The following is a 24,405-nucleotide window of genomic DNA, read 5'->3' as shown; positions in this document are numbered from 1 at the left end:
TGCTGCAGACCCGCTGCTTTCGCGCACCACGAACTCGAACAGCCATCTCGGTTGCACAGCGGATCTGTTGCTGCGCGGCCCCTTTGTTCGAGGGGCCGACGAACGGTGGTCAGCGACGGCCAGGACGTCAAGCTACCAGGCGTAGCGTTAAACCCGAAGATTGAGCGATCTTGCGGGACCTCAACGCCGGTGTACGAGAGGCAGCACCCCCAGCGCCATTTCGTTGCTGGCGCTAAGATCGCCGTTGGCCGCGGCTCCTGTTCTAGGAGCCCCTCGCCTGCTCGCATTCCAGACTCAAAGTCGAATGCGCCTTCGACGAACAGGGCGGGGGGTTTGCCAATCCAGCCGCGATCAGACTGCCCCGAAATTTCCTGTGTCCTTTGCAAAGCAGATGTGGGATCGTGCGGGGGCTTCACCGTCGCAATGTGACGTTGGCCTTGGCCCATCAGTAGTCGCCGACCATGGGCGCCTGCGACCCGGTCCGGAGTCGGGATCGCAACCCCAGCGGCTTGCTCTGACCTGGCGATGCGAGCGCAGCGTAAGCCCAGATCTGACAGCCAATCAACTAGATCCAAGTCGTCCGACAGCGGCGGGGGCACAAAGACACCGTCCGAGCGCAGCGCTTCCAACAGGCGGTCACCCAGTTCGAACCGCCCCTCACCTGACAGAGGCATCCGGCTCTACGCCGAGATGGTCGCCCAGTTGGCGGGCGCGCTAGGCGGCGCCGGCCTAGATAGCTGCGGTAGCTCGGCGCATTGTCGCTATAAAGAAACCTTAGGCCCTAGGGCGGCTGACGGCTTACGCGGCTAACGCATACGGGGGAACCTGGACGTCGGGCTGGCGCTGCTGCCCTAAGCTATACAGCTATCGCCTGCACTGGCCTGTTTACCAGGGGCAGGAGACCCCAAATCAGTGTGACCGAGCCTCGTTCATGCGAGACAGCACAATTGGGTGACCGTCCAAATGTCTGCGAGCTAAAGCCGGAGTGTTTCGAGCCGAGCGCGCAAACCCGCGCCCTAAGTGCGGATTCCGGGTTCATCCCGGCCACCATTCCGAGCACTTCCCGGCCACCCGGGAGGGAGTGCGTAGCCCGATCGTTGGCTCCATCCTATCGGCACAGCAGCCGGAGGATGGAGATGCCGGCGAGGAGGCCGAAGATGCGCCATGTGCGCGAAGTTGTCGCGCGGCGATCTGGGACGAGAAAGCGCGACAATCAAGATGAGCAGCCGGTGTGTCGGGATCGGCGTAGGGCGTAGCCCGCAGTCGGTCCCGACACACAGGAGGCACTCTTTGCCGGGTGCCTGTGATGGTCGTGGTGGCCGCTATGCATCGGTTTTCCGGGGAGGAGGACTGGCCGTGTGGCCGGCCGACACATCAACGATCATCAAGTGAGACTTTTCATGACCAACAGACGTTATGACCCCGTCGCGCTTGCGGCGGCGAAGGCCGGGTTCAGTCCGGCGACGGGCTATCGGGTTCTGCAGGACACCCGGCTGCCATCACAGCGGCAAACACCGCGCAGCCGGCGCCGACCCGCCCCCCTTGCCGGTATTTTCGATGAAGTTGTCGTGCCGATGTTAGAGGCTAGCCCGGGTCTTCGGCCCATAGCGATCTTCGAGGAGCTGCCCCGCCGATATCCCGAGACGGAGTTTGGCTCCCGGCGAACCCTGGAGAGGCGCATTCGCGACTGGCGCGCCGTCAACGGGCAAGATCGCGAAGTAATTTTCCGGCAAGTGCACGAGGCCGGGCGGCTCGGCCTGTCCGATTTTACGTGTATGGACGATCTGGGAGTTTCCATCGCCGGACAGCCCCTGGACCACCTGCTCTATCACTTCCGGCTTCCATGTGGCGGCTTCGAACACGGGCACATCATCCTGGGCGGTGAGAGCTTCGTCGCCCTGGCCGAAGGGCTGCAGAACGCGCTCTGGTCCGCAGGCGGCGCGCCGAAGCTTCATCGTACCGACAGCCTCTCGGCCGCCTTCCGCAATCTGGACGCGGATGCCAGGATCGACCTGACCAGGCGTTATGACGCGCTCTGTGACCATTATGGAATGGAGCCCACGAGGAACAACCGGGGCGTTGCCCATGAGAACGGCGCGATCGCGAGTGCCCATGGCCATAAGGGATGCGCTGCTGTGCGCGGGAGCGCCGACTTCTCCGACCTTGCCGACTATCGCCGCTTCATCGACGATGTCGTGAATGCGCGCAACCGGCGGCACGGCTCCGGGATCGATGCCGAACGCAAGTTCCTACGGCCGCTGCCGGACGTGCGCACCACCGATTACGAGGAGATCCTCGTGACGGTCACATCCTCGGGTGGCTTCACGTTGCGCAAGGTGTTGTACACGGTCCCATCCCGCCTGATCGGGCACCGTTTGCGGGCTCGCCTTTATGATGACCGCCTCGACGTCTTCATTGGCGGCACGAGACTCATGACCCTGCCGCGCGGACGCGCAGGCATGAACGGGAAGCACGGCCACGTTGTCGATTACCGTCACGTGATCCATTCTCTGCGCCGAAAGCCCATGGCACTCCTTGGGCTGGTCTATAGCGATAGCCTGTTCCCGCGAGAGGCTTATCGCCTGATGTTCGACCACCTGCTGGAAGTTCAGGGCGAGCGGGAAGCCTGCCGCACCACCGTCGAACTTCTGGCCATGGCTCACGAGCGTGCATGCGAGGCCGAACTCGCGGGGCTCCTGGCCGAGGACCTGGCGGCGCGCCGAACGCCCTGCCTGACAACCTTGCGGGCCCGGTTCTGTCCGGACCCTGCCGATCTTCCCGAAGCCGTGGTCGAACTGGTGCCGCTCTCGATCTACGACGGACTTATCGAACAGGGAGAAGAGCGGGGCTGCCGTCTCGGTGCTCGCATGAAAAGCCTTGCCCGGGTCGATCTGCTAATCCTGGACGATTGGGGGGCTGCAGCCGCTCGACGGCAACGCCCGGCATCATCTCCTCGAAATTTTGGAAGACCATTACGGCCAGCGCACCCTCGTCACCATCCAGCTTCCAGTGGCCCGCTGGCATCAGAGCATAAACGATCTGACCTACGCCGATGCCATCCTGGACCGCCTCGTTCGCAATGCGCATCGGCTCGGACTCGAGGGCGAGTTCATGCGCCGACCTGCATCGCGAACCGCCGCTTGACCATCGCCAATCCCCAATGCCATCAGGCGAAACGATCTGCCTTCTGCCCGGCCGGGATCAAATCGAATGATGGCCGGGATCACCGGAATCCGCAGCCACAAGAGAAGACCGGGACAGAACGCCGCAGGGTTGCTCCTCCATATGCCCTGTGAGAGAAGGCTCCTCTATGACGAACCGTTCTAATGCCGTGACGCCGCGACGGGGTCGCCCCAGCCTAGCGCGAGCTTCGGCAATCGACAGACTTCTGCTAAAAGTGGCGCATGATCAATTCCTGCAGCATGGGTTCGACCCTGTGACCATGGAACAAATCGCTATGGTGGCCCAAGTCGCAAAGGGTACGCTGTATGCGCGATATTCATCGAAAGAAGCTTTGTTCTCTGCGATGGTTGGAGGTGCCGTGGAGCGATGGTCCAGCGAGGCAGCACTTCGCGATGCCCTGCTGACGGACGACATCGAACAGCGGCTCCGCCACCATGCGCAGACTATTGCGTCATTCATGCGCAATCCGGAGGTAGTGGCTATGCAACGACTGCTGCTATCTGTCAGCGCGCGTTTTCCCGAACTGGCCATGGTCATGCACGAGCGCGGTTTCCGGTTCATTGTCGACCTCATTGCACGCGACATCGTCGAAGCGGAGACTCGTGAAGGAACCGCACCACGTGATCCGGAAGCAATCGCGCAATTACTCGTCTCCAGTCTTTCGGGGTATCAGATGCAGAATTTCGGAGTGGGGGAAGTCGAAGACTACCTTCCCACTTTCGCGAACCGGGTAGTAGATTTAATCATGGCTGGGCGGGCAGCTTGGTAATCCACCTCCGATGAGATCATGGCGCTTAGGTGCTGCGCGCGATGTCCGGTTCGGGCGAAAAAACCCACTGCCCACCGGAATCATAAAGACGTGTCAGCAGCCTTATGAAGGCGTAGTCGGTAAGCGGATCAGACGGATCGGAAAGATCGCGGCCATGGGCGCGCAGGTCAGCGAGCAACATGTCGATGACCTTCTCATATGTAAGATCATCGGTATGGTTCATTAGCACCTTCAGTTCCTCATAGACCATGTAGACATCAACTCCCCGTCGGCGACAAACCGGAATTACTCTTCTGGTATATGCTGGATCACATTATCGCCAGTCGTTATGCGCCAGGCTTTCCCGTCGTCGGGGTCCGCTCCCGTTAGGGAGTTGATTGCAAGGCCTACTGGCCGCCGAAGCTTCACTGGGTGCGTGGCTCCGGCCGTGTGAAATATCATTACGTTTTCGACAAAGCCACGCGGTCCCACATTGGCGCTTTAATCTGCTGAGGCAGCGCTTCGGCGCACCCAACCAATAAGTGAATCCTCGGCCAAGCCGGCCTTGCAATGTCAGTTATTAGCCTGCGCCTGCTTTGCTTGCCGGCGCCGAAACATACCGGTCTTCGCCACAATTTGCATCAACCAGATGATGACGTCTTATAGTCGATCCCGCGATTGGCACGCCATATGGCCGGACCAAACGGTGGCCGGCTAAACTATGGAGCAAAGGGTCGCTATTCTTCGCTTTGCAACACAATGGCATGAGCGCGGACCATCAAAAATTTGCCTGCCCTCCATCAAGCGGAATCGTTGCACCTGTGAGGTATTCCAAATCGTGGCGGCAGAGCGCCACCACCGCCCGGCCTATATCAAGCTCAACATCTCCGATCCTGCCGAGCGGTATAGATCGGAAAAATGTTGTTGCTTCATCGGGATTGTTCTCGACCCAAGCTTGAAGCGCCGGTGATCCAGCATGCGGTGCGATCGTGAGTACTCGTATGCCTTCACGGCCCCATTCCGAAGCTGCCGCCCGCGTCAGAACGCGTATTGCTTCCTTGGACGCCCCATAGCACCCGTAGCCAGCCATATCCCAGCGTATACCGGCGGAGGAGGCAAAGTTGAATATGGTCCCGCCGCCTCGCGAACGCATGGACGGTCGTACAAGTTTCATGAGTCGGAACGATGCCAAGGGACCGGACTCAAAGCCCGCCATGAAAGCGTCGTCAGTGACCTCATCCAGCCGGCCTAGCGGTACCTCCTGAGCATTATTTACAAGGATGTCGACGCCGCCCAACTCTTGTACGGCGCGTTCGACTGCAGCGACCAGATCGTCCGGTTCTCTCACATTGCAGGCCAACGGCAACGCGAGCACTCCTCGCGCGCGGGCCATGTCGGCAGTTCCCTCGACCTTTTCCAGAGTTCGACCGGCGAGCACGAGATCAATACCGGCAGATGCAAAGGCCATGGCGACGCCTTGGCCGATTCCTTGACCGGCCCCTGTCACCAAGGCAACTTTTCCCTTCAGTTCCTGCATGATTGCTTCTCCTCGGATGATCGCGGGCGTGACCGAAATTTGTTGGTCGAGAATACGCTGATGTGGCACCCGGCTTGCAGAGCGCCCGCCACGTCCTTAGGGCTCCGGGTCGGCGCTCTGCTCATCAGAAATGCTCAGGATCGCATAAGTGAACCCCCATTAACGTCGAGCACCGCACCGTTGATCCACCTTCCATCGTCGGAGAGGAGCAGCGCAGCAACGGCTGCGTGATCTTCGGATTCACCAAGTCGCGTATGCGGCGTACGGCTCATGAAATGTTCCGACCATTTTTGGGGTTCGCTCGCGTTTGCCTCCATCTGGAGGCGCATTTCCCCCGTAACCGTGAAACCCGGCGCAATTACGTTCGCCGTGACCCCTTCCCGGCCCCAGCGGGCCGCGACATGGCGCATAAGCGCATTCACGCCCGCCTTCGACATCGCATATGACGGGCGGGTTGGCTCGCCCCCATAAGCAGATCCGGAACTCGTGTAGACGATCGCTGAAGCGGAATTTTTTACCAAATGCGGTATCACCGCGCGTGTGCAGAGCAGATGCCCCCTCAGATTGACGGCAATCGTGCGATCGAAGACCTCCAAATCAATTTCCAAGGCATCCGAATCGTGCATGATGACACGCAAGTCCGCAGCATTGATATGGGCTCCGTCCAGGCCGCCAAACCGCTCGATCGCCGCTTCAACTGCCGATGTGACCGAAGCTTCTTCTGAGATATCGACGGCAACCGCAAAAGTATCCCCTCCTGCTTCCTCTGCCACGGACTGAGCACCGGTCAGGTTGATGTCGGCTGCGCATACACGCGCACCCTCTGCCGCCAAGCGCCGCACTGTAGCGGCACCGATGCCGGTTGCGGATCCGAACACGATTATCCGCCGGCCCTCAAGTCTTCCATTCATTGCTTTAACCTCGTTTGTGGATCGCCCCGGCGGGGCACAAAAAATTCTTAATCAGAAGCGCTCGTGATTGCTCACTCAATCTAGCTATGGAAAAACGCCAGGATGACAAAACGCCCCACTGCAGCGGCTCAAAGGCGCGGCCGCCCTAGCCTCGCACGCGCCTACGCGATCGATAAGATCTTGCTGACTGTCGCGTACCAGCTCTTTCTCGAACACGGGTTCGATCCGGTCACAATGGAGCAAATTGCCAGCACCGCCCAAGTCGCAAAGGGCACACTTTACGTTCGCTATCCTTCCAAAGAAGCTCTTTTCACCGCGATGATCGACGCAGCCATCGAGCGGTGGTCGAAAGAGGCCGCACTTCAAAACAATCTGCTTACCGATGATATCGAGCAAAGGCTTCGACATCATGCCCGTACTATCGTCACTTTCATGCAGCATCCCGAAGTCATGGCCATGCAACGGTTGCTGCTGTCGGTCAGCACGCGCTTTCCGGACCTTGCATCCGCCATGCATGATCGCGGCTACCGCTATATTGTCAACTTGTTGGCCTCAGACATCGCTGATGCTCAGCACCACACGGGGGCGAGTGCGATTGATCCTGAAGCGGTAGGGCAGTTAATTGTCTCGAGCTTGGCGGGATACCATCTTCAGGCCATAGGTAGCGAAAGGGCCGCGAGCGAGGCCCTCGCGTTTGCCAATCGAGTAGTCGACCTCGTGATGGCCGCGCGCGCCGCCTGGTGAGAGAATTGAAGTTTACGATTTGCTCAACTTTCGCGCTCATGCCGCAGCTATCCGATCGTCAACTTCCTCAGGGGCAGGTGGAAAAATAGCAGGTTGACCGGGATCGTATGTTCGCGTCAGAAGCGTTATAAAATGCTTGTCAGCCAGCGGATTGGATGGGTAGGCAATCTTCACGCCGCGCGCCGCAAGATCAGCCATCAATATGTCTACAACCTGATCGTTGGTCAGGTCGTCGGTATGATCCATAGCGACCTTCAGTTCGCTATAGTCCATGAAGATGTCCGCTCCCCAGTGGACGAGAAATCGCATCTCGTCCTCGGGGATATGTTGGATGACCCTGCCGTCAGTGGTGATTTGCCAGCGCTCTGGTACGTTGGGATCCGCTTTGATTAGCGAATTGATGGCGAGCCCCTGCGGCTTTCTAAGAGCAGAGGGACCATTGGGCTCGGCCGTGTGGAACATCATCTCGTTTTCCACAACGACTGCACGCCCCCACATCGGTGCCTTGATCTGTTGCGGCCGCGCTTGGGGCCCATCCGGCCAATAGGTGAAGCCGCCGCCAATGTTGCCCTGGTAGTACCAGGTGATTACTTGGGCCTTTTTTGCCTGCCATCTTTTGAAGAGGCCGGTCTTGACCATGATGTTCATCAGCCACACCGGAGTAGTCTGATGATCGATCCCTCGAAAGCGCGTCGCGTCGACATGGGGATTTCCTCCGCCCGAACATGGCCCTTGAATGTTGAAGAGCATATTTTCAGGCGTCGCATACGCTGCTCCCCAGTAGGCCCGCACAAGGTCAAGGAATCTGGTGTTGAAGAAACAATCTTCGATTTCTGGATGAACGACTGTATGTGACCGCGCAAAGTACCCTCGGAAGACCGGCGACAAAAACATATCCCATGTCGGCACGAAGCTATCACCTGCGCCTGCGGACGTCGCTGCGACCACTTCTTCTGGCGAGTTAAAGTGATGAGCCAGTATCAGCGACCAAGGCCCATTTTCTTTAACCACCTTGAGCAACCGGTGGTGCTGGTCCTGCGTAAACGCATTTTCGATCACCTGCGGCGCCGCGACAGGACGAAAGACGGTTGAAGCCTGGTTCATCAGCATCATCTCCATGCCCGAAGATTTGGCTCTTCGGCGCTCACCTTTCCTTTGCGCATAGCATTCTCGTCACTTCTACGCAAATCACATGTCGTTACGCCAGATGACGCTCAGAAGCGGAGCCGGATGACGACCCGCCTGACCCGCCACTGCAAAACCGAAGCCCCATCAAACCGGTTGGGACAGGCCGCAACCTCGTAAAGCTGGCCAACTTCTCGGCGGTCGTGGCGTTCGCGGCGCCGGTTTGACATCGACTTTCAGTTCATTGGTGCCAATGCTAACCGCAACGGTGATATCGATCCGATATGGCTGGGTTATGGCTGAAGGAGGCCCGACACCATTCACAGTCACCTTCGCGGCAATCTTTACCTGCCCAAGCTCGAGTGTCAGTTCGACATAGGGGGTGTTTAAGCATTGCTCGGAGGCGACAGAAGCCCTTCGTGTCAACGTCACCGAATATTCCTCAGAAGTGGCGATGTAAAATTCCCCACTTTGCGATTCTATGGGTCAGCAGTTTTGTAGGCGGCACCTCCATTCTTTGGCGGTCTGCCGCGCCGCTATGGTTCGGCTGCAATTGACTTGGCCGGGGCGGACAAAAGGTCAGCGTGCGTCAAGATCAGTTGACCTTATCCGTTTGATTTAAAAGGAGGGCAATCGCTGCGTCTTCTCTAGGGGCGGCTGTGCCCCCGTCATTCATGGCCCTAGACAAGTATTAATCAGGAGCCAGCGAGTGCGTATTTTGTTAGGTTCCATCCTACGCATAATGTGGTATTCGCCCAAAATTAGGAGGGGGCTAGGATGTCAGCCAATATCGCCGAAATGGAGAAGCGCCGGTCGGCCGCCAAGCTGGGCGGCGGGCAGAGGCGCATCGATGCGCAGCACGCCAAGGGCAAGCTCACCGCGCGTGAACGCCTCGACGTTCTGCTCGACGAGGACAGCTTCGAGGAGATGGACCTCTACGTCGAGCATGACTGCGTCGACTTCGGCATGCAGGACCAGAAGATCCCTGGCGACGGCGTGGTCACCGGTTCGGGCACCATCAACGGCCGCCTCGTCTATGTGTTCAGCCAGGACTTCACGGTGTTCGGCGGCTCGCTCTCGGCCCGTCACGCGCAGAAGATCTGCAAGGTGATGGACGCCGCGCTCAAGGTCGGCGCGCCGGTGATCGGCCTCAACGATTCGGGCGGCGCGCGCATCCAGGAAGGCGTCGCCTCGCTCGGCGGCTATGCCGACGTGTTCCAGCGCAATGTGCTCGCTTCGGGCGTGGTGCCGCAGCTTTCGCTGATCATGGGCCCCTGCGCGGGCGGCGCGGTCTATTCGCCCGCCATGACCGACTTCATCTTCATGGTGAAGGACAGCTCGTACATGTTCGTAACCGGCCCCGAAGTGGTCAAGACGGTCACCAACGAGGTCGTGACGCAGGAAGAACTGGGCGGCGCGATCACGCATTCCAGCAAGACCTCGGTGTCCGACCTCGCGCTGGAAAACGACATCGAGGCGCTGCTGGCGGCGCGCGATTTCTTCGACTTCCTGCCCTCGTCCAACCGCGAAGACGCGCCCGAGCGCCCCTGCGCCGATGCCTGGGACCGTCTCGAGCCCAGCCTCGACACGATCATCCCGCCGAGCGCCAACCAGCCCTACGACATGCACGAAGTGCTGCGTAAGACGCTGGACGAGGGCGAGTTCTTCGAGCTGCAGCCGCTCCATGCGGGCAACATCCTGATCGGCTTCGGCCGCGTCGAGGGCAAGACGGTGGGTATCGTCGCCAACCAGCCGATGGTGCTGGCGGGCGTGCTCGACATCAACTCGTCGAAGAAGGCCGCGCGCTTCGTGCGCTTCTGCGACGCCTTCAACATCCCGATCGTCACCTTCGTCGACGTGCCCGGCTTCCTGCCCGGCACCGACCAGGAGCACAACGGCATCATCAAGCACGGCGCCAAGCTGCTGTTCGCCTATGCCGAGGCTACCGTGCCGAAGATCACCGTCATCACCCGCAAAGCTTACGAGCGGCGCCTACGACGTCATGAGCTCGAAGCACCTGCGCGGCGACCTCAACTACGCCTGGCCCACCGCCGAGATCGCGGTGCAGGACGCAGACGGCATCGCCGCCAAGACCAAGGAATACGAAGACCGCTTCGCCAATCCCTTCGTGGCGGCGAGCCGGGGCTACATCGACGAGGTCATCTACCCGCACTCGACTCGTCGGCGCATCGCTCTTGGCCTGCGCAAGCTGAGCAACAAGGTCCTCGAGAACCCCTGGAAAAAGCACGACAACATTCCGCTTTAGCAACGCAAGGTTTTGTTCGGTGCGGAACGGTATTCTCCGCCGTCGACAATCCCTCTGACCTGCCCCTGCTGCCAAATTAGAAACTGCGAAGCGATTTGATCGATGAGATTGGGAAATCAGGCGATGGAAGACATTTACATCATCAGTGGTGTGCGAACGGCCGTTGGCGACTTCGGGGGTGCGTTGAAGTCGCTTCTGCCCGCCAAGCTAGGAAGCAAGGTGGCAAGCGAAGCGCTTGTCCGTGCAGGAATCGAACCCGAGGCCGTTCAGCATATTGTCATCGGCCAGGTAATGCCGACCAGCGCGCGCGATCAGATGCTCGCCCGGGTAATCGGCATCGGTGCCGGCATCCCACTTTCCACCCCTGCCCTCACTCTGAACCGCCTTTGCGGGTCGGGCGTGCAAGCGATCGTTTCCGCCGCGCAGATGATGAAGCTGGGCGAAGCCGGCATCACCATCGCTGGCGGCGCGGAGTCGATGTCGAATGTCCCCTATCATGACCATAGCGTTCGCTGGGGCAGAAAGATGGGCTCCAACACCCAGGAAGACGCACTGACGCTTGGACTTTCAGACGCCATCGGCGGCTACCACATGGGCACTACCGCAGAAAATGTCGCTAAACGACATTGCATTAGCCGTGAAGCGATGGACGCTCTTGCAGCTATCAGCCATGAGCGCGCGGCTCATGCCATCTCCGAAGGGCGCTTCAAGGAACAGATTCTTCCCATCGAACTGGAAACCCGCAAGGGTACCGTCATCTTCGATACCGACGAGCACGTTCGCCCAGACACCACGATCGAGAAGCTCGGAGCGATGCCCTCCGTGTTCAAAGAGGATGGGCTTGTTACGGCCGGCAACTCATCGGGGATCAACGACGGGGCTGCGGCTGTGGTATTGGCCACTGCTTCAGAAGTGGAGAGGCGCGCTTTGACACCTATGGCCAGGCTTGTCGCGTGGGGCCACGCTGGCGTCGAACCGGCCTACATGGGCGAAGGGCCTATCAAGGCCGTTCCGATCGCACTCGAACGCGCGGGTCTCTCGCTTGATCAAATGGACGTGATAGAGAGTAATGAAGCCTTCGCAGCGCAAGCAGCAGCTGTTTCAAAGGCGCTCGGCTTCAATCCCCAAAAAGTGAACCCCAATGGCTCCGGCATTTCGATTGGCCATCCCGTTGGTGCTACTGGCACTATTCTCACTATCAAGGCCATGTACGAACTGAAACGGACAGGCGGGAGGTACGGCCTCATCACCATGTGCATTGGTGGCGGGCAGGGGATTGCGATGATTCTCGAGAATGTGGCGTAAGTAGTGCAGCGGTGCTCTCGTCCGTGAACAATGCCTTGGTTCGACCGAACGGCCTTTGTGATCCTGGAGCGGGCAGCCGTTTCAGCTTGTCAATCGTACTTGAGGCGGCGCCACCTCGGCAGGCTTCCTTAGCAGCCCCGCCGGAATAATCTGGCACCCAGCAATCGAGCCCCAACCCGCCCGTTCCGGTCAGCGCGGGCGCGGGTCGAGACCGAAGCCAGTGCAGGCGGGCTTCGGTCTCGATAACCCGGCCTCAGCCAATTGTCGGCGCGACTGACAACCCTTCTATTTATCCTTGAGCATCAATATGCCTAATATCAACGACTGGCAGGCAGCGGCGGACAAGGAAGTCAAGGGCAGGGACCTGACCTGGAACACGCCCGAGGGAAGATCCTGTTCGACGGCATTCCGCTCGACAAGATGTCGGTCTCGATGACCATGAACGGCGCGGTGATCCCGATCCTGGCGTTCTTCATCGTCGCGGGCGAGGAACAGGGCGTCGATCGCAAGCTCCTCGACGGGACCATCCAGAACGACATCCTCAAGGAGTTCATGGTCCGCAACACCTACATCTACCCGCCCGAGCCGAGCATGCGGATCATCTCGGACATCTTCGGCTACACCAGCCGCGAGATGCCCAAGTTCAATTCGATCTCGATTTCCGGCTACCACATGCAGGAAGCCGGGGCGACGCAGGTGCAGGAACTGGCCTTCACCATCGCCGACGGCGCCGAATACGTGAAGTACGGCGTGGCCTCGGGCCTCGACATTGACAAGTTCGCCGGGCGCCTGTCGTTCTTCTTCGCGATCGGCATGAACTTCTTCATGGAAATCGCCAAGCTGTGCGCCGCGCGCGTGCTCTGGCACCGGGTGATGACCGAGCTGGGCGCCAAGGACGAGCGCAGCAAGATGCTGCGCACTCACTGCCAGACCTCGGGCGTGTCGCTGCAGGAGCAGGACCCCTACAACAACGTCATCCGCACCACGGTCGAGGCGATGGCCTCGATGCTGGGCGGCACCCAGTCGCTGCACACCAACGCGCTGGACGAGGCGATCGCGCTGCCGACCGACTTCTCGGCGCGCATCGCCCGCAACACCCAGATCATCATCCAGGAGGAGACCGGCATGTGCAATGTCGTCGATCCGCTGGGTGGGTCCTACTACATCGAATCGCTCACCCAGCAGCTCGTCGACCAGGCCTGGGAGATCATCGAGCGCGTGCAGGCGGAAGGCGGCATGGCCAAGGCGGTCGCCGCCGGCTGGCCCAAGGCGATGATCGAGACCGCCGCCGCCGCCCGCCAGGCGCGCGTCGACCGCGGTGACGACGTGATCGTTGGCGTCAACAAGTACCGCCTCGCCACCGAGGACGCGATCGAGACGCTCGACATCGACAATGCCAAGGTCCGCGAAGGCCAGATCGCCCGTATCAACAAGATGAAGGCGGACCGCGACGAGGCCGCATGCCAGGCCGCGCTGAAGGCGCTGCGCGACGGCGCCGCGGGCGAATCGAGCATCGAGAACAACCTCCTCGCTCTCGCCGTCGAGGCCGCCCGCGCGCGCGCCACGCTGGGCGAGATTTCCTCGGCGATGGAAGAGAGCTTCGAGCGCTACGGCACCCAGCCGACCCCGGTGAAGGGCGTCTACGGCGCGCCTTACGAGGGCGACAGCCGCTGGCAGCAGGTGCTCGACGGCGTGGCTGCGGTCGAACGCCGCCTTGGCCGCAAACCCAAGCTGCTCGTCGCGAAGATGGGCCAGGACGGCCACGACCGGGGCGCCAACATCATAGCCTCGGCGTTTGGCGACATGGGCTTCGAGGTCGTCTCCGGCCCGCTGTTCCAGACGCCGGATGAGACCGTGGTACTGGCGCTCGACAACGGTGTGGACGTCGTCGGCGCCTCCAGCCTCGCGGCCGGACACAAGACGCTGATCCCCGAACTGATCCAGCAGCTGCGCGATGCCGGCTGCAGCGACATCAAGGTCATCGCCGGCGGCGTCATCCCCGCGAAGGACTACGAATACCTGCGCAGTGCCGGCGTCCAGGGCATCTATGGGCCCGGCTCGAACGTGGTCGAATGCGCAGCCGACGTGCTGCGCCTGCTGGGCCACAACATGCCGCCAAGGGTCCGCGAAAGCGGGGTAGTCGAATGAAATTGTGAACGTATCAACTTTCTGGGGAGGAAGGGCGTGGCGGTGGCGTGTCGAGCGCGCCACCGTCGCCTTCCTCGTTCAGTCTGGCTCACAGGAGATCTGGACCAGAGCCAAATGTTATCCGGTCAAGTTGTCGGATCGATACTACCCTCACCCAGTGGGGCATCCTTTAATTTGGAATTAAAATTGGCATTCGATTTTGTTGGTGAAGTTGATTCGCTACTTCAGGACATAAAGTCGGACTGGCTCGACTGGCTCCAATGCGCTGACCTATTTTACGGCAGATATGTGAGCTACATGTTCGGCCATTCGCCTTTCGACGGTCGAAAGGCACGAGCGGTCGAGTTTTTGGGCAACGCCGCTGCAATTGCAGGCCATGTTCCTCTCTTGGGGCGAGAGGTGCCCGCATCACCAACCACACGAATGCCGTCGCATAAGTCCCGCAGCGACGTGTGGTTTGACAACGGAAATCAAGGATACTCATTTAAAGTTCGCCAAACGAGACGCGACTTGAATACTCCGTATCTACGCCTGAGCTTAAAATACGTTATGGAGGATACAAGAAGCCTTGAAACTGGGCCTAGGGAACGATCATCTTCATGTCTAATTGCCGTCGCAAGAGACGAGACGCAATACGATATTTGCACAGCATTTGCTGGTCATGTCGATATCGCCTGCCGAATTGGGCCCGACGACTCTCCGGCTTTTTTGTTCTTCAAGCTGAAAGACCAAGATGTTTAGAAAAATCCTGATCGCAAACCGGCGCGAGTTTTCCAAAGTGCTTGGAGGACCACGCCGATGAGGACATTGCCGCCTCTTTTGCCCTGAATTACTATGCCGTATTTTGGCGATGAATGCCGCGTTTCCTATCATGAGGGTGCAAAAATTCGGGCGTATCATTAACATGAGATCGCTTAACGGCGTCGATGCGCACATGTACACTGCGGCCTACAATGCCGGCAAGGAGGCCATGCGCGCCCTGACACGGACCGCCGCTGTCGAATGGGGGCAGAATGGAATCACATGCAAAGTGATTTGCCCTGCGGCCAACAGTCCGCAAGCCCCAGACCTACCGCGAAGCCAACGAGGAAACGGCCCAGCCTATCTTGTCCCAGATACCGGCCGGGCAGTTTGGTGAAGCAGAGGACGATCTTGGGCCGTTGGCGGTGTTTTTAGCAAGCGAAGGGAGCGGTTACGTCAGTGGTAACACTATCCACGCCAGAGGCGGCTCCCAAGTCAACGGCGTCTCGTGGCGCCCTCAGTCGGACAATTGAGATGTCAATTCAGCAGGGTTTCAAATCTCGCTTTTCTGCGCGCTGAGCCGGAAACCCTCCGTAAGCTTTGTCAGCCCGGAGACGCTTGTCCGATCCAGATGCGGCTCAGCGTCCTATTACACTTTATACGCGCTTTCTTTCATGTAAGCGCGCCCGGAAGATGGTTTGGCTTTACGTTGCAGGGGGAGCAGCGGGGGCTCTCGATGCACCTATCAGCGGGAGACGACGGTAGATGGGATCATCTCCGTTTGGCCTTCCCAGCTCTACACCATGTGCGTCAAAGCTTTCGATGCGCGAGAATACAGCTTCCTCGGCGTGATCCAACACAAAGAATCTGTGCTTGAACCGCCAGACACCTTGCCGCTTTTCGTAACGATCGGCATATCGCCCCCAGGCAACTAACGTCGTCTGAAGGTCTAGCGCCAGGTGCCAAGCCCGCGCAGAAATCACGCCTTCAGCGTAGTCTCCATCAATAAGAAAGAGCTTGTCGATCATAGTGTGAGCGGTGGCACTCCAGTTTGCCAGCATCGACGGCAGCCATTCTACGAAGCCGCCTGCCGAACCGCAGTAATACGGGGTGTGGTCGTCGACCGCATCGTCATGATAAAGGCTGCGTAGAAGGAAAAAATCCTGACGATCTATTGCGTGGCCGTACGCGGATACGAGGTGGCCGAGGGCCATGCGATCCTGCACCTCCTCCATTGTCATGGAGCAAGGCGCGAGCGAAGTGTCTCGCTTCTCAGACGCCAAAGCCGCCAGCCACTGAGATAGACTGCCCCGTGATGTAGTTGGCATCCGCTGAGCATAGGAAGACTGCTGCTTTGCCGATGTCCTGCACCGTCCCCCAGCGCTTGATCGGTAACATCGCCTTCACATTTCGCTCCCATTCCGCGTCGAAGTAGCCCTGCTCCTGACCGATCTTGAACTGGCCGGCGTCTATGACGCCTACGAGAATTGAATTGGCTCGGATCTCGTTCACGCCTTCTTCCTTGGCGATACCCTTCACTAGGGCTTCATTCGATGCTTTCGGTGCCACCGAAAGGCCGTCGAGGTGCGGCCACCAGTCATGACCGCCCGATCCGAGATGAACGAAAGATCCGCCGCCATGCTTCCGAAAGTGCGGGATTGCAGCCCGCGCTGCGTGATAGAAGCCAAAAGCCTCAATCTCCATCGAGTCCCGAAACTGATCCGGAGTCCAGTCGGCGATCGCGACTTGCGCCACGATCGGGCCGGCGCCCCAGACCAAGCTGTGAACGCGGCCGTGCGCCTCGGCAGCGGCGACCAGGCCGCGCTCCAGTTCTTCGCGGTCGCGAACATCCGCCTCGTGGATGCTGGCGGTCCGGCCTAGGCTGCGGATTTCATCCGCCAGAGCCTCAGCCACGTCCCGCTTGGAACGGAAGAAGATGGCGACATCGCTGCCGGCTTTTCCAAACTCCAGCGCCACCCCTCTGCCGATACCGCCGCTGGCCCCGAACACCGCCACGGCGCCTTCTGGAAACCGCTTCTCCATCTTCGTCACCTTCCATTTCGCTACTGCCGGCGCCCTCTCCACGGGCCGCAAAGTTAGAAATCGAGCTGGAACTGTTGATCGAACTCCACGAGGCGATGCGCGATCTTCCAGCCGGCCTCGGTCCGCACAACGGTGTCCCGCATGCGACCGGTGACCACGATTTGCGCCGCCATAGCCTGACCACCGGCATTCACGTTCATGAACGCGTAGTGCGCCTGTACCCTGCCGTGCCGCTCTTCGATGAAGAGATTGAAGTTGTAATGGCGGTTTTTGCCTCCGGCCTGCTGATCGGATTCGCGCGCATGTTCGATTTGCTGCGCGATGCCTTCGTAGCGGATTGGCAGGCCTTCCAGTTCCGTGACAATTTCAGGAACGTAGAGTTGGGCGAGGCCGTCCCAGTCTCCATAATCGGAGCAATGGGCGAACTTAGCGACCAGTTCGGCAATGGCGATCTTGTCTTCGGTATTCAGCACGTCATGTCTCTCCTCTTCGGTCTCAGTCTCGTTTCCACCAGGGATAGAATGGCGGCATGGCCGAGGCTTTCGCGGTAAATTGGGCGGGACGCTTCTCGCGAAAGGCCAGCACCCCTTCTTTTCCGTCCGCCTGGCTGGTGTGGTACATCGCCAGGGATTCCGCGAGATGCGCTTCCCAAGGATTGGCAGAGGCGCTGTTGCGATAGAGCATCTGCCGCATCAGGGCGACGGAAACCGGTGAGCGTCCTTTCACCAGCGAGCGTGCTAAAGCGCGCGCTTCGTCGAGCAGCGCCTCGGGCGCGACCACCGCCCGCACCAGCCCCTTGGCTAAAGCCTCTTCGGCCCCGAAGATCTCGGCGCGATAGGCCCATTCCAGGGCCTGCTCCAGGCCCACGATGCGCGGCAGAAAAAACGACGAGCAGGCTTCCAGAGTGATCCCCAGCTTACCGAACACGAAGCCGAAGCGGGCATCGCTTGAAGCGAGGCGGAAATCCATGGGCAGGAGCATGGTAGATCCGATGCCAACCGCCGCGCCGTTGACCGCGCCGACGATAGGCTTGAGGCAATCGTACATCGCCAGAGCCACGCGCCCGCCGGTATCGCGGACGCCGGCGATGATGGCAGGATCGTCGCTTCGCTCGCGCAGATCTGCCATCGTGGGCGAAAGTTTCTCGTCCAGCCCGAACACGTTGCCTTCGATGCCGAGGTCCATACCGGCGCAGAACGCCCTGCCAGCACCCGTCACGACGATCGCGCGCACCGCGTCATCGCGGCTTGCGCGCGTATAGGCGTCCACGAGTTCCTCGCACATTTCCACGGTGAAGGCATTGAGGTGGTCCGGGCGCGATAGGGTCAATAGCAGCAAGCCGTCTTCTTCGACATGGTAGTCGATGGTTGCGTATGTCATGTCTTAAGCCGTTTCCGATAAGAGATCGCCGACGCGCCGGGTCGCCTCGCCGCACTCTTTGACAATCCGCTCCACCAACTCCGCGCAGGAGGGAATATCGTCGATCAGCCCGACGCTCAGCCCTGCCCAGATGAGCCCTCCGTCGACCTCTCCGGTTTCCAGTGCTTCGCGCCCCCGCACGCCGGCAACGAGCGCCTTGATGTCCTCGAACCTGGCGCCGGGTTCGCGTTCGATGACGTTCACTTCCTCCGAAACTGCATTGCGGAAGACCCGTGCGGTATTGCGCAGGGCGCGGAAGATCAGCATGGTGTCGCGCTCGCTGCCCGCGATCAGCGCTTGCTTGATGGCCTCGTGGACTGGCGCCTCGCGCGTAAGCATGAAACGCGTGCCCATCGTCACACCCTCCGCGCCGAGCGCCAAGGCCGCAGCCATCGAGCGACCGTTCACCATGCCACCGGCAGCCAGAAGGGGAATTTGCAAGGCCCGCGCCGCTGCCGGGATCAGCACCAACCCCGGAATGTCATCTTCGCCAGGGTGACCAGCCGCTTCGAACCCATCGATCGAAACCGCATCGACCCCCGCCCGCTGAGCCGAGAGCGCGTGACGAACCGCCGTGCACTTGTGGATGATCTTGACGCCTGCCTGCTTGAAGCGAGCGATGAACTCGGCAGGACTGCGCCCCGCCGTCTCGACAACTGGAACACCGGACTCTGCAATTACTGCCGCGTAATCGACATAGGGGACAGGTTGCGCAGTGGGCAGGATGGTCAGGTTCACGCCAAATGGCTGGTCGGTCATGGACCGGCAGCGCACGATCTCGGCTTCAAGCGCCTCCGGGGTGGGTTGGGTCAGCGCCGTCAGAATGCCCAAGGCACCTGCATTGGACACCGCCGACGCCAGTTCGGCCCGGCCCACCCATTGCATGCCGCCTTGAACGATCGGGTATCTGGTCCCGGTAATCTGCGTGATACGCGTCAGCATGCTCGTCTCTCGATCCCTTGGGAAAACATTGGGCAGAGAGAGCGCAATTCGCGCCTCCATCTCCGCCCGGTGAAGCCCGGACCTAGATCAGATCGAAGTCTTCCTTTCGTGGCCCGACGCAGGCGTTCCAGAAGTCGACCAAGCGCCAAGGCCACGACATGAAGTTCCGCTTCTTGGCGTTGTTGTAATAGCTGAAGGCCTTGGGATGGCTCCAGATCATATGGGCCATCTGGGTCTGGACCTTCTCCTGCCAGCTATCGAAAGCCTCGAGCGTAGGCTGCAGAGCATCCCGCTTCTCGGCATTCAACCAATCGAGGCACTCGATGGCGTAGTTGACCTGGCGCTCGGAAATCAGGTTTTGACCCGCCGCGTGGTTGGGCGCGCTGTTCGGCCCGGTGGTGTGGAAATAATTGGGAAAGCCCGGCACCATCATCCCGAAGTACGCACGAGGATCGTCAAAGCCCCAATCGTCGCGCAGGCGCTTGCCGCCGATACCGACGATCTCCAGATTGCCCATCATGTTGGCGACATCGAACCCGGTGGCGCAGACTAGCACGTCCAGTTCGATCTCCCGACCATCCGCAAGCACTACGCCCCTCGGCGTCACTTCGACGATCCCGGTTTGCTCCAGATGCACGTTCGGCTTCAGGTAGGCAGCGTAGTAGACTCCGCGGTCGAGAATGATGCGCTTGGAGAAGATCGGGAAGTCCGGCAGCAGCTTCTCCCGCAGATCGGGCCGATCTGCGAATGTCTTTTCCAGGTAGTCGACCGCGAATTGGCGCGTCGAGTCGTTGAGGGCCGAAACCGACGGCGAATCCGACGGCCATTCGGGATCCATCACGACATTTGGGTAAAGGCCGTCCGCCGTCAGCCAGTACATGCGGAAGCGGAACCATTCGATGTAGTGAGGAATATGGCGCATGGCGAACTTGACGCCTTCGCTCACCTTGTCCTCGCCAAGAGCCACCGGCATGACCCAATGCCGGGTGCGCTGGAAGACGTAGAGTTCGCTCACATCGTCGGCGATGGCCGGGATGAGTTGTGCGCCGCTGGCCCCCGTGCCGATTACGCCGACCCGCTTGCCCCTGAGGTCAAGAGTCTCGTCCCAGGTCGCCGTGTGCTGACGCACGCCGGCAAAGGTTTCCAGACCCGGGATGGCCGGCCACTTAGGGCGGTTTACCGGGCCATGGCCATTGATGATGGCATTGGCACAGAGCACCTCAGTCTTTCCGTCAGCACCGCGAACAGTTACATCCCAAACGTGGGTCTTTTCGTTCCAGATCAGCGTTTCGGCGGTTGTTCCGAACCGGACGTGCTTGCGGACATCAAACTCGTCCGCCACGCCTTTGAGGTAGGCGAACATGTCGCCGCCGCGCGGATGATAGTTGTTCCATTCCGGGTTCTGCGCGAACGAGAAGGAGTAGAAGTGGCTGGGCGTATCGACGCCGACGCCGGGATAACGGTTTTCCCACCAGGTTCCGCCGATCTCCTCATTCTTTTCAATCACCTGCCATTCGTAACCGGCCTGCTCCAGCTTGATGGCCGCGACCATTCCGGTCATCCCCGCTCCGATCACCAGAACCTTGAAGCCGGAACGCGCCGCGAGACGGTCCCTCCGCTCTCGCCGAGGCATTTCCGGTCGAAACCCGATCTGGTCGAACAGTAGTGGCAGAAACTCGTCCGCGACCTGTTCGCCAAGGCCGGCCGACATCATGCGCTGCATAAGCGCTTCATTAGGACCGGCCCCGACTTCCGCATCCGAGGTGGTCAGGACATTCAGAAGCTTCTCGCGGAGTTCTGCAACCAGCTCATCTGGGATCGCTTCGGGCGGATAAGCGTAAGGCGAGCGGACATGCGGAGCAACCTTGTCCAGCAAAGTCTCATCGCCGCTGATGTGCACATAACACATCAGGAGTGTGTGAATTTCGCCTTCTTCGATCGCCTGACGCAACTCTGGAGTATCGATCATGGGCAGCGCACGCGCCTTCAGTGTGCCCGAAGCCGTGTTCGCCGCGGCTTCCGCGAACTGAGTTGCCATCCAGTAGCTCCTAATTTCCTGTTCCCGAATCCCCTGAGGAAGCGGCTGCGCAACCCTTGAGGTTGGACAGAAACTAACACCTCCCTTTGCGTAGCGCAAATGCGTAAATTATCGGCAAACGTAAACGGCCGCCAACACACGCCGAGAGAATGCGGATTTTCGGCCGGTCAGTTAAATCGGCGGGGCCCTGGCGCCCCGCCCCGCGTTCACCAGAGAAGTTTCAGCGAGGTAAAACCCATCACGGACCCTCCGAACGACGAACCGGCTTCAGCTTCCGGCGCGAGTTCGAACTCGGGAATGACCCGAAGCCATTCCTGAAGCGAGACCACAATCTCTCGCTTCGCCAGGTGCGACCCCATGCACCGATGCGGCCCTACGCCGAAAGTCACGTGGTTGTTGACCTTGCGATCCAGGTCAATGCTCTGGGGGTTCTCGAATACCGAGGGATCACGGTTTGCCACCGTGTTGGGCAGGATCACGCGGTCGTTCCGGCGCAAATGGACGCCCCGGAAATCGCAATCGTGGGTGACACGGCGAAACAGGTTCGACACGGCGTTGATCCGCATCAGTTCCTCGATGGCGACCAGGAAGGCGGAAGGATCATCCAGACGCTCGCGGAAATGCGCGCGCGCCGCCGGCGTGGTCGCCAGATAGCGCCACACATACGTCATCGTATTGGTGACGGTGTCGAGACCCGCAACGAACAGCAGGAAACCGCAGTTGAGAATGTCCTGCCACGGATAGGGCCGGCCCTGCTCGTCCAAGGCCGTTACGATGGTGGATGCGATATCGGAGCCCGGATAGTCACGTTTCGCGCGGAACATGCCATCCAGTACCGCATAGATGTCGCGCAAGTTGGCCGCGCGGACTTCGGCGTCTGTACTGCGAAAGAAGGTATGGGCGAGTTCCAGGAATTCCGGCAGCCGCTCTTCCGGCATTCCGAACAGTTCGAGAAAAGTTCCGGTCGGGAAAATGGAGGCATAGTCGGCAACGAAGTCGCATTTGCCGCTGCCCGCAAACGAGGAGATAAGAACGTGCGCACGGTGCTGCAAGCCCTCCGTCATCCGTCGTACGGCTAGCGGCGTAAACATCGGTGCCAGCAGCTTGCGGAAGACGTCATGTTGCGGCGGATCGACGCCTTGGGGCTGCATCACGGGGAAAGGTTCTATCGGCGGGATCGGCGTTTGATAGGTCGAAAAGACCTCGTGATTGCGATATCCCTCAACGATATCGTGATACTTCAGGAACACCCAGTGTCCGCCGTTCCGGGGGGTATAAAAGATCGGCGGGGCGCCGCGCCGCACCAGGTCGTGCCAGATCTGCACGGGATCAGTCACTTCGGCGGGCACATCGAAAAAGTCGAAGTCGACGATCAGATCCGCCGGTACGTGATCTGGAGACGAAGGCTGCCATTGAAAAGTCATAGAGCCACTCCCTTAGCGATGCGCAGGGCACCTTCGGGACAATTGCGTACCGCGAGCCGCACCTTTTCTTCAAGTTCGGCAGGAAAATCCGGCTTTTCGATTACCACCTTGCCTTCAATGGCGTCCGTGGCAAAGACCTCCGGACACAAGTCCTCGCAGCGGGCGTGGCCTTGGCACAGGCTCGAATTGGCGACTACTTTCATTCGCCGTGTTCTCCCAGGTTGTTTGATGGGTCGGTGTTACCAAGGGGTCCGGGCGCCGCCCATCGTCGCGCAGGAACCAAAGTGGACATTCAGAACAATACCAGCCATTTTGTCACTCGTAGGCAACGCCGTTTGGAGAGACATGGACTTCACGCCGCACAGCCTGGACCGCACAGCGCTGCGAAATGGCCGTTTCGAACTTGTCGAATGGCGGTGGCCGTCGATGATCGACTTCGTGAAGACCGAAAGTGAACTGATGGTCGAGATGTCCCTCCCCCCTCATGCAACGGATGCTTCGGCCGAATTCCCGGAGATCGACAGCGGCAATCATTGCTTCATGGGAACGCTGTTCGTGCGCTATCCCGGCATGGCGGTGCACGGCCGCGGCTCGGGTGGTCGAATCCGGCTCCTGCGCTGCGTCTTTTCAGCCAACGAGGCCGGGACAATCCTACAAGCTGGTGAAAACCCTCCACTGGAAGTGTTGCAAGGGCTTCTCGATATCCGCAGCGATACGTTGCGTACGCTAATGAGCCTGACGCTGCGGGAACTCACTGCGCCTGGACTTGGCTCGGCAGATGCGCTCGACGCCTTTCACCATTTGATCGCCACGGAAGTAAGGCGCCATTTCGCGCGGCAGGCCCATGGCTCGCACGCCGGCCGACTGGCTGCCTGGCAGTTCAGGCGGATCAGGGATAGGCTGTCCCGCGACGAGCAGCCGCCGTCCAACGCAGACTTAGCCGCCCTTTGCGGCCTGAGCGTGCGCCATCTCAATCGGCAATTCCAGGCCCTCACTGGAAACTCGCTGGGGGATTATATCGAGAGTCACCAGATGGAACGCGCTCGCAATATGCTTTGCGGCGGCGATCTGCCTATAAAGACGATAGCTGCGCAGCTGGGTTATAGTCACGCCAACAGTTTCGCCCGGGCCTTTCGGCGCGTCTCGGGAACGACGCCCCTGACTTACCGGCAACGAACTGCAGCTTCAGTGCCGAAATCCTTACGATAGCGGGCCCCGGTGCATGGCCTCCGCCCTCCACTTCAGCGCCTTGGCCGTGTCATTAAAGGCGCGGGTGATCCAAGGACCGCAAAAGCGCATGACATGGATGCCGTTTGGCCCGGTGAAAGCGTCGGTCGACTGGTAGCGGCATCGCTCGGGGCCAAGAGCCTCGATCATCTGGTCGCGCCGCGCGGGATAGGGCCACTGCGCACTGTCAGGCATTTCCCAAGAAAGCAGGCGTTCCGGCTCGAACCCACAGATGAACTCGCAGTTAGGCGCGAGCTCGCCCGGGTTGGCGTAGTTCACAAGCTTCATGTGAACAGGAGCGCCCATCTCCAAAGTCGATTGAGCCCATACGCAAAACGGGTTCCATTCGCCATAGCGATCCAGCGCCGTCAGGATGTCCCAAACGATCCTTGCCGGCGCGTCGATTTCAACAGGCTCGGAAGCGACGAGAATCTCTGGATCGTAGAGCGTGAAGGGATCATGGGGCTGCGTTGCGGTATCCGGCATGGGGCCACCTCATCTGGTGTTTAGGTCCTTGCGGCGCCGAACACCGACGGGTGGCGCCATGACGCGCCATCTGTGCTGCGTCGTGCCCCCATATAGAGCGCAACGACAAACGCATGAC

At 60.0% G+C, this 24,405-nt stretch carries 20 protein-coding genes and 4 pseudogenes; 10 read left to right on the top strand and 14 right to left on the bottom strand.

Going from position 1 to position 24,405, the window contains the following annotated elements; genetic code table 11:
- Window positions 1-122 precede the first annotated feature (122 nt).
- A pseudogene (locus TQ38_RS31575) lies at window positions 123-446 on the bottom strand (LacI family transcriptional regulator); the annotation flags it as partial.
- Window positions 447-1,388: 942 nt separating this feature from the next.
- Between TQ38_RS31575 and istA the strand changes: the two are divergent.
- The 3 genes and pseudogenes from istA to TQ38_RS27560 all read left to right on the top strand — a co-directional run.
- Window positions 1,389-2,840, top strand: a pseudogene (istA, locus tag TQ38_RS27570) (IS21 family transposase); the annotation flags it as partial.
- Between the two features lie 121 nt (window positions 2,841-2,961).
- Window positions 2,962-3,144, top strand: a complete 183-nt coding sequence (locus TQ38_RS27565) for an ATP-binding protein (protein ID WP_370059854.1) — start codon at window positions 2,962-2,964, stop codon at window positions 3,142-3,144.
- A gap of 298 nt (window positions 3,145-3,442) precedes the next feature.
- Window positions 3,443-3,952, top strand: coding sequence for a TetR/AcrR family transcriptional regulator (locus TQ38_RS27560; RefSeq protein WP_240198235.1), 510 nt, complete (start codon window positions 3,443-3,445; stop codon window positions 3,950-3,952).
- A gap of 25 nt (window positions 3,953-3,977) precedes the next feature.
- Here TQ38_RS27560 and TQ38_RS27555 read toward each other — a convergent pair whose 3' ends face one another.
- The 3 genes from TQ38_RS27555 to TQ38_RS27545 all read right to left on the bottom strand — a co-directional run bounded on the left by TQ38_RS27555 (window position 3,978) and on the right by TQ38_RS27545 (window position 6,379).
- A complete protein-coding gene (locus tag TQ38_RS27555) occupies window positions 3,978-4,202 on the bottom strand; it encodes a hypothetical protein (RefSeq protein WP_052505781.1) in 225 nt (74 codons plus the stop codon).
- 507 nt (window positions 4,203-4,709) lie between these two features.
- Window positions 4,710-5,468, bottom strand: coding sequence for an SDR family NAD(P)-dependent oxidoreductase (locus tag TQ38_RS27550; RefSeq protein WP_043976086.1), 759 nt, complete (start codon window positions 5,466-5,468; stop codon window positions 4,710-4,712).
- A gap of 134 nt (window positions 5,469-5,602) precedes the next feature.
- Entirely contained in the window at window positions 5,603-6,379 is a 777-nt protein-coding gene (locus TQ38_RS27545) for an SDR family NAD(P)-dependent oxidoreductase (RefSeq protein WP_043976085.1), read from the bottom strand.
- A 102-nt stretch (window positions 6,380-6,481) separates the two neighbouring features.
- Here TQ38_RS27545 and TQ38_RS27540 point away from each other — a divergent pair, with 102 nt between their 5' ends.
- Complete coding sequence (locus TQ38_RS27540) at window positions 6,482-7,123, top strand: TetR/AcrR family transcriptional regulator (RefSeq protein WP_043976083.1); 642 nt, start codon at window positions 6,482-6,484, stop codon at window positions 7,121-7,123.
- 36 nt (window positions 7,124-7,159) lie between these two features.
- On the opposite strand, the gene TQ38_RS27535 is transcribed toward TQ38_RS27540, so the two are convergent.
- Window positions 7,160-8,242, bottom strand: coding sequence for a hypothetical protein (locus TQ38_RS27535; protein ID WP_240198192.1), 1,083 nt, complete (start codon window positions 8,240-8,242; stop codon window positions 7,160-7,162).
- Window positions 8,243-9,025: 783 nt separating this feature from the next.
- On the opposite strand from TQ38_RS27535, the pseudogene TQ38_RS27530 reads away from it, so the two are divergent.
- From TQ38_RS27530 to TQ38_RS31180, 5 genes and pseudogenes are all read left to right on the top strand, one after another.
- Window positions 9,026-10,514 (top strand): annotated as a pseudogene (locus tag TQ38_RS27530) (acyl-CoA carboxylase subunit beta).
- A gap of 123 nt (window positions 10,515-10,637) precedes the next feature.
- Complete coding sequence (bktB, locus tag TQ38_RS27525) at window positions 10,638-11,819, top strand: beta-ketothiolase BktB (RefSeq protein ID WP_043976081.1); 1,182 nt, start codon at window positions 10,638-10,640, stop codon at window positions 11,817-11,819.
- Between the two features lie 387 nt (window positions 11,820-12,206).
- A pseudogene (scpA, locus tag TQ38_RS27520) lies at window positions 12,207-13,967 on the top strand (methylmalonyl-CoA mutase); the annotation flags it as partial.
- Window positions 13,968-14,153: 186 nt separating this feature from the next.
- Entirely contained in the window at window positions 14,154-14,708 is a 555-nt protein-coding gene (locus TQ38_RS30305; RefSeq protein ID WP_162792444.1) for a hypothetical protein, read from the top strand.
- A 109-nt stretch (window positions 14,709-14,817) separates the two neighbouring features.
- On the top strand, window positions 14,818-15,105 hold the full coding sequence (locus TQ38_RS31180; protein WP_370059853.1) for an SDR family NAD(P)-dependent oxidoreductase: 288 nt from the start codon (window positions 14,818-14,820) through the stop codon (window positions 15,103-15,105).
- A 307-nt stretch (window positions 15,106-15,412) separates the two neighbouring features.
- Here TQ38_RS31180 and TQ38_RS27510 read toward each other — a convergent pair whose 3' ends face one another.
- From TQ38_RS27510 to TQ38_RS27475, 8 genes are all read right to left on the bottom strand, one after another.
- Complete coding sequence (locus TQ38_RS27510; protein ID WP_240198191.1) at window positions 15,413-15,922, bottom strand: nuclear transport factor 2 family protein; 510 nt, start codon at window positions 15,920-15,922, stop codon at window positions 15,413-15,415.
- Window positions 15,923-15,980: 58 nt separating this feature from the next.
- The gene (locus TQ38_RS27505) at window positions 15,981-16,751 is read right to left on the bottom strand and encodes an SDR family NAD(P)-dependent oxidoreductase (RefSeq protein WP_043976080.1); all 771 of its coding nucleotides are present in this window, start codon (window positions 16,749-16,751) and stop codon (window positions 15,981-15,983) included.
- Between the two features lie 53 nt (window positions 16,752-16,804).
- Complete coding sequence (locus tag TQ38_RS27500) at window positions 16,805-17,224, bottom strand: nuclear transport factor 2 family protein (RefSeq protein ID WP_043976078.1); 420 nt, start codon at window positions 17,222-17,224, stop codon at window positions 16,805-16,807.
- 22 nt (window positions 17,225-17,246) lie between these two features.
- Entirely contained in the window at window positions 17,247-18,131 is an 885-nt protein-coding gene (locus TQ38_RS27495; protein ID WP_043976076.1) for a crotonase/enoyl-CoA hydratase family protein, read from the bottom strand.
- Window positions 18,132-18,134: 3 nt separating this feature from the next.
- On the bottom strand, window positions 18,135-19,112 hold the full coding sequence (locus TQ38_RS27490; protein WP_043976075.1) for a nitronate monooxygenase family protein: 978 nt from the start codon (window positions 19,110-19,112) through the stop codon (window positions 18,135-18,137).
- A gap of 82 nt (window positions 19,113-19,194) precedes the next feature.
- Window positions 19,195-21,249 (bottom strand): NAD(P)/FAD-dependent oxidoreductase, encoded by a 2,055-nt coding sequence (locus tag TQ38_RS27485; RefSeq protein WP_240198190.1) that lies wholly within the window; start codon window positions 21,247-21,249, stop codon window positions 19,195-19,197.
- A gap of 107 nt (window positions 21,250-21,356) precedes the next feature.
- Window positions 21,357-22,574, bottom strand: coding sequence for a cytochrome P450 (locus tag TQ38_RS27480; RefSeq protein ID WP_043976074.1), 1,218 nt, complete (start codon window positions 22,572-22,574; stop codon window positions 21,357-21,359).
- Complete coding sequence (locus TQ38_RS27475; protein ID WP_043976073.1) at window positions 22,571-22,777, bottom strand: ferredoxin; 207 nt, start codon at window positions 22,775-22,777, stop codon at window positions 22,571-22,573. The genes TQ38_RS27480 and TQ38_RS27475 overlap by 4 nt, the downstream gene beginning before the upstream one ends.
- 142 nt (window positions 22,778-22,919) lie before the next feature.
- Here TQ38_RS27475 and TQ38_RS27470 point away from each other — a divergent pair, with 142 nt between their 5' ends.
- A complete protein-coding gene (locus TQ38_RS27470) occupies window positions 22,920-23,783 on the top strand; it encodes a helix-turn-helix domain-containing protein (RefSeq protein WP_052505778.1) in 864 nt (287 codons plus the stop codon).
- Here TQ38_RS27470 and TQ38_RS27465 read toward each other — a convergent pair.
- Window positions 23,775-24,287 carry an SRPBCC domain-containing protein gene (locus TQ38_RS27465; RefSeq protein ID WP_043976071.1) on the bottom strand — a complete coding sequence of 171 codons (513 nt, stop codon included), beginning with the start codon at window positions 24,285-24,287 and terminating at the stop codon, window positions 23,775-23,777. The genes TQ38_RS27470 and TQ38_RS27465 overlap by 9 nt on opposite strands.
- Window positions 24,288-24,405: the final 118 nt, after the last annotated feature.

The organism is Novosphingobium sp. P6W (assembly GCF_000876675.2).
Lineage (GTDB): Bacteria > Pseudomonadota > Alphaproteobacteria > Sphingomonadales > Sphingomonadaceae > Novosphingobium.
Note: the sequence above shows the minus strand (reverse complement) of the source record. Positions and strands in the feature narration are given on the sequence as shown.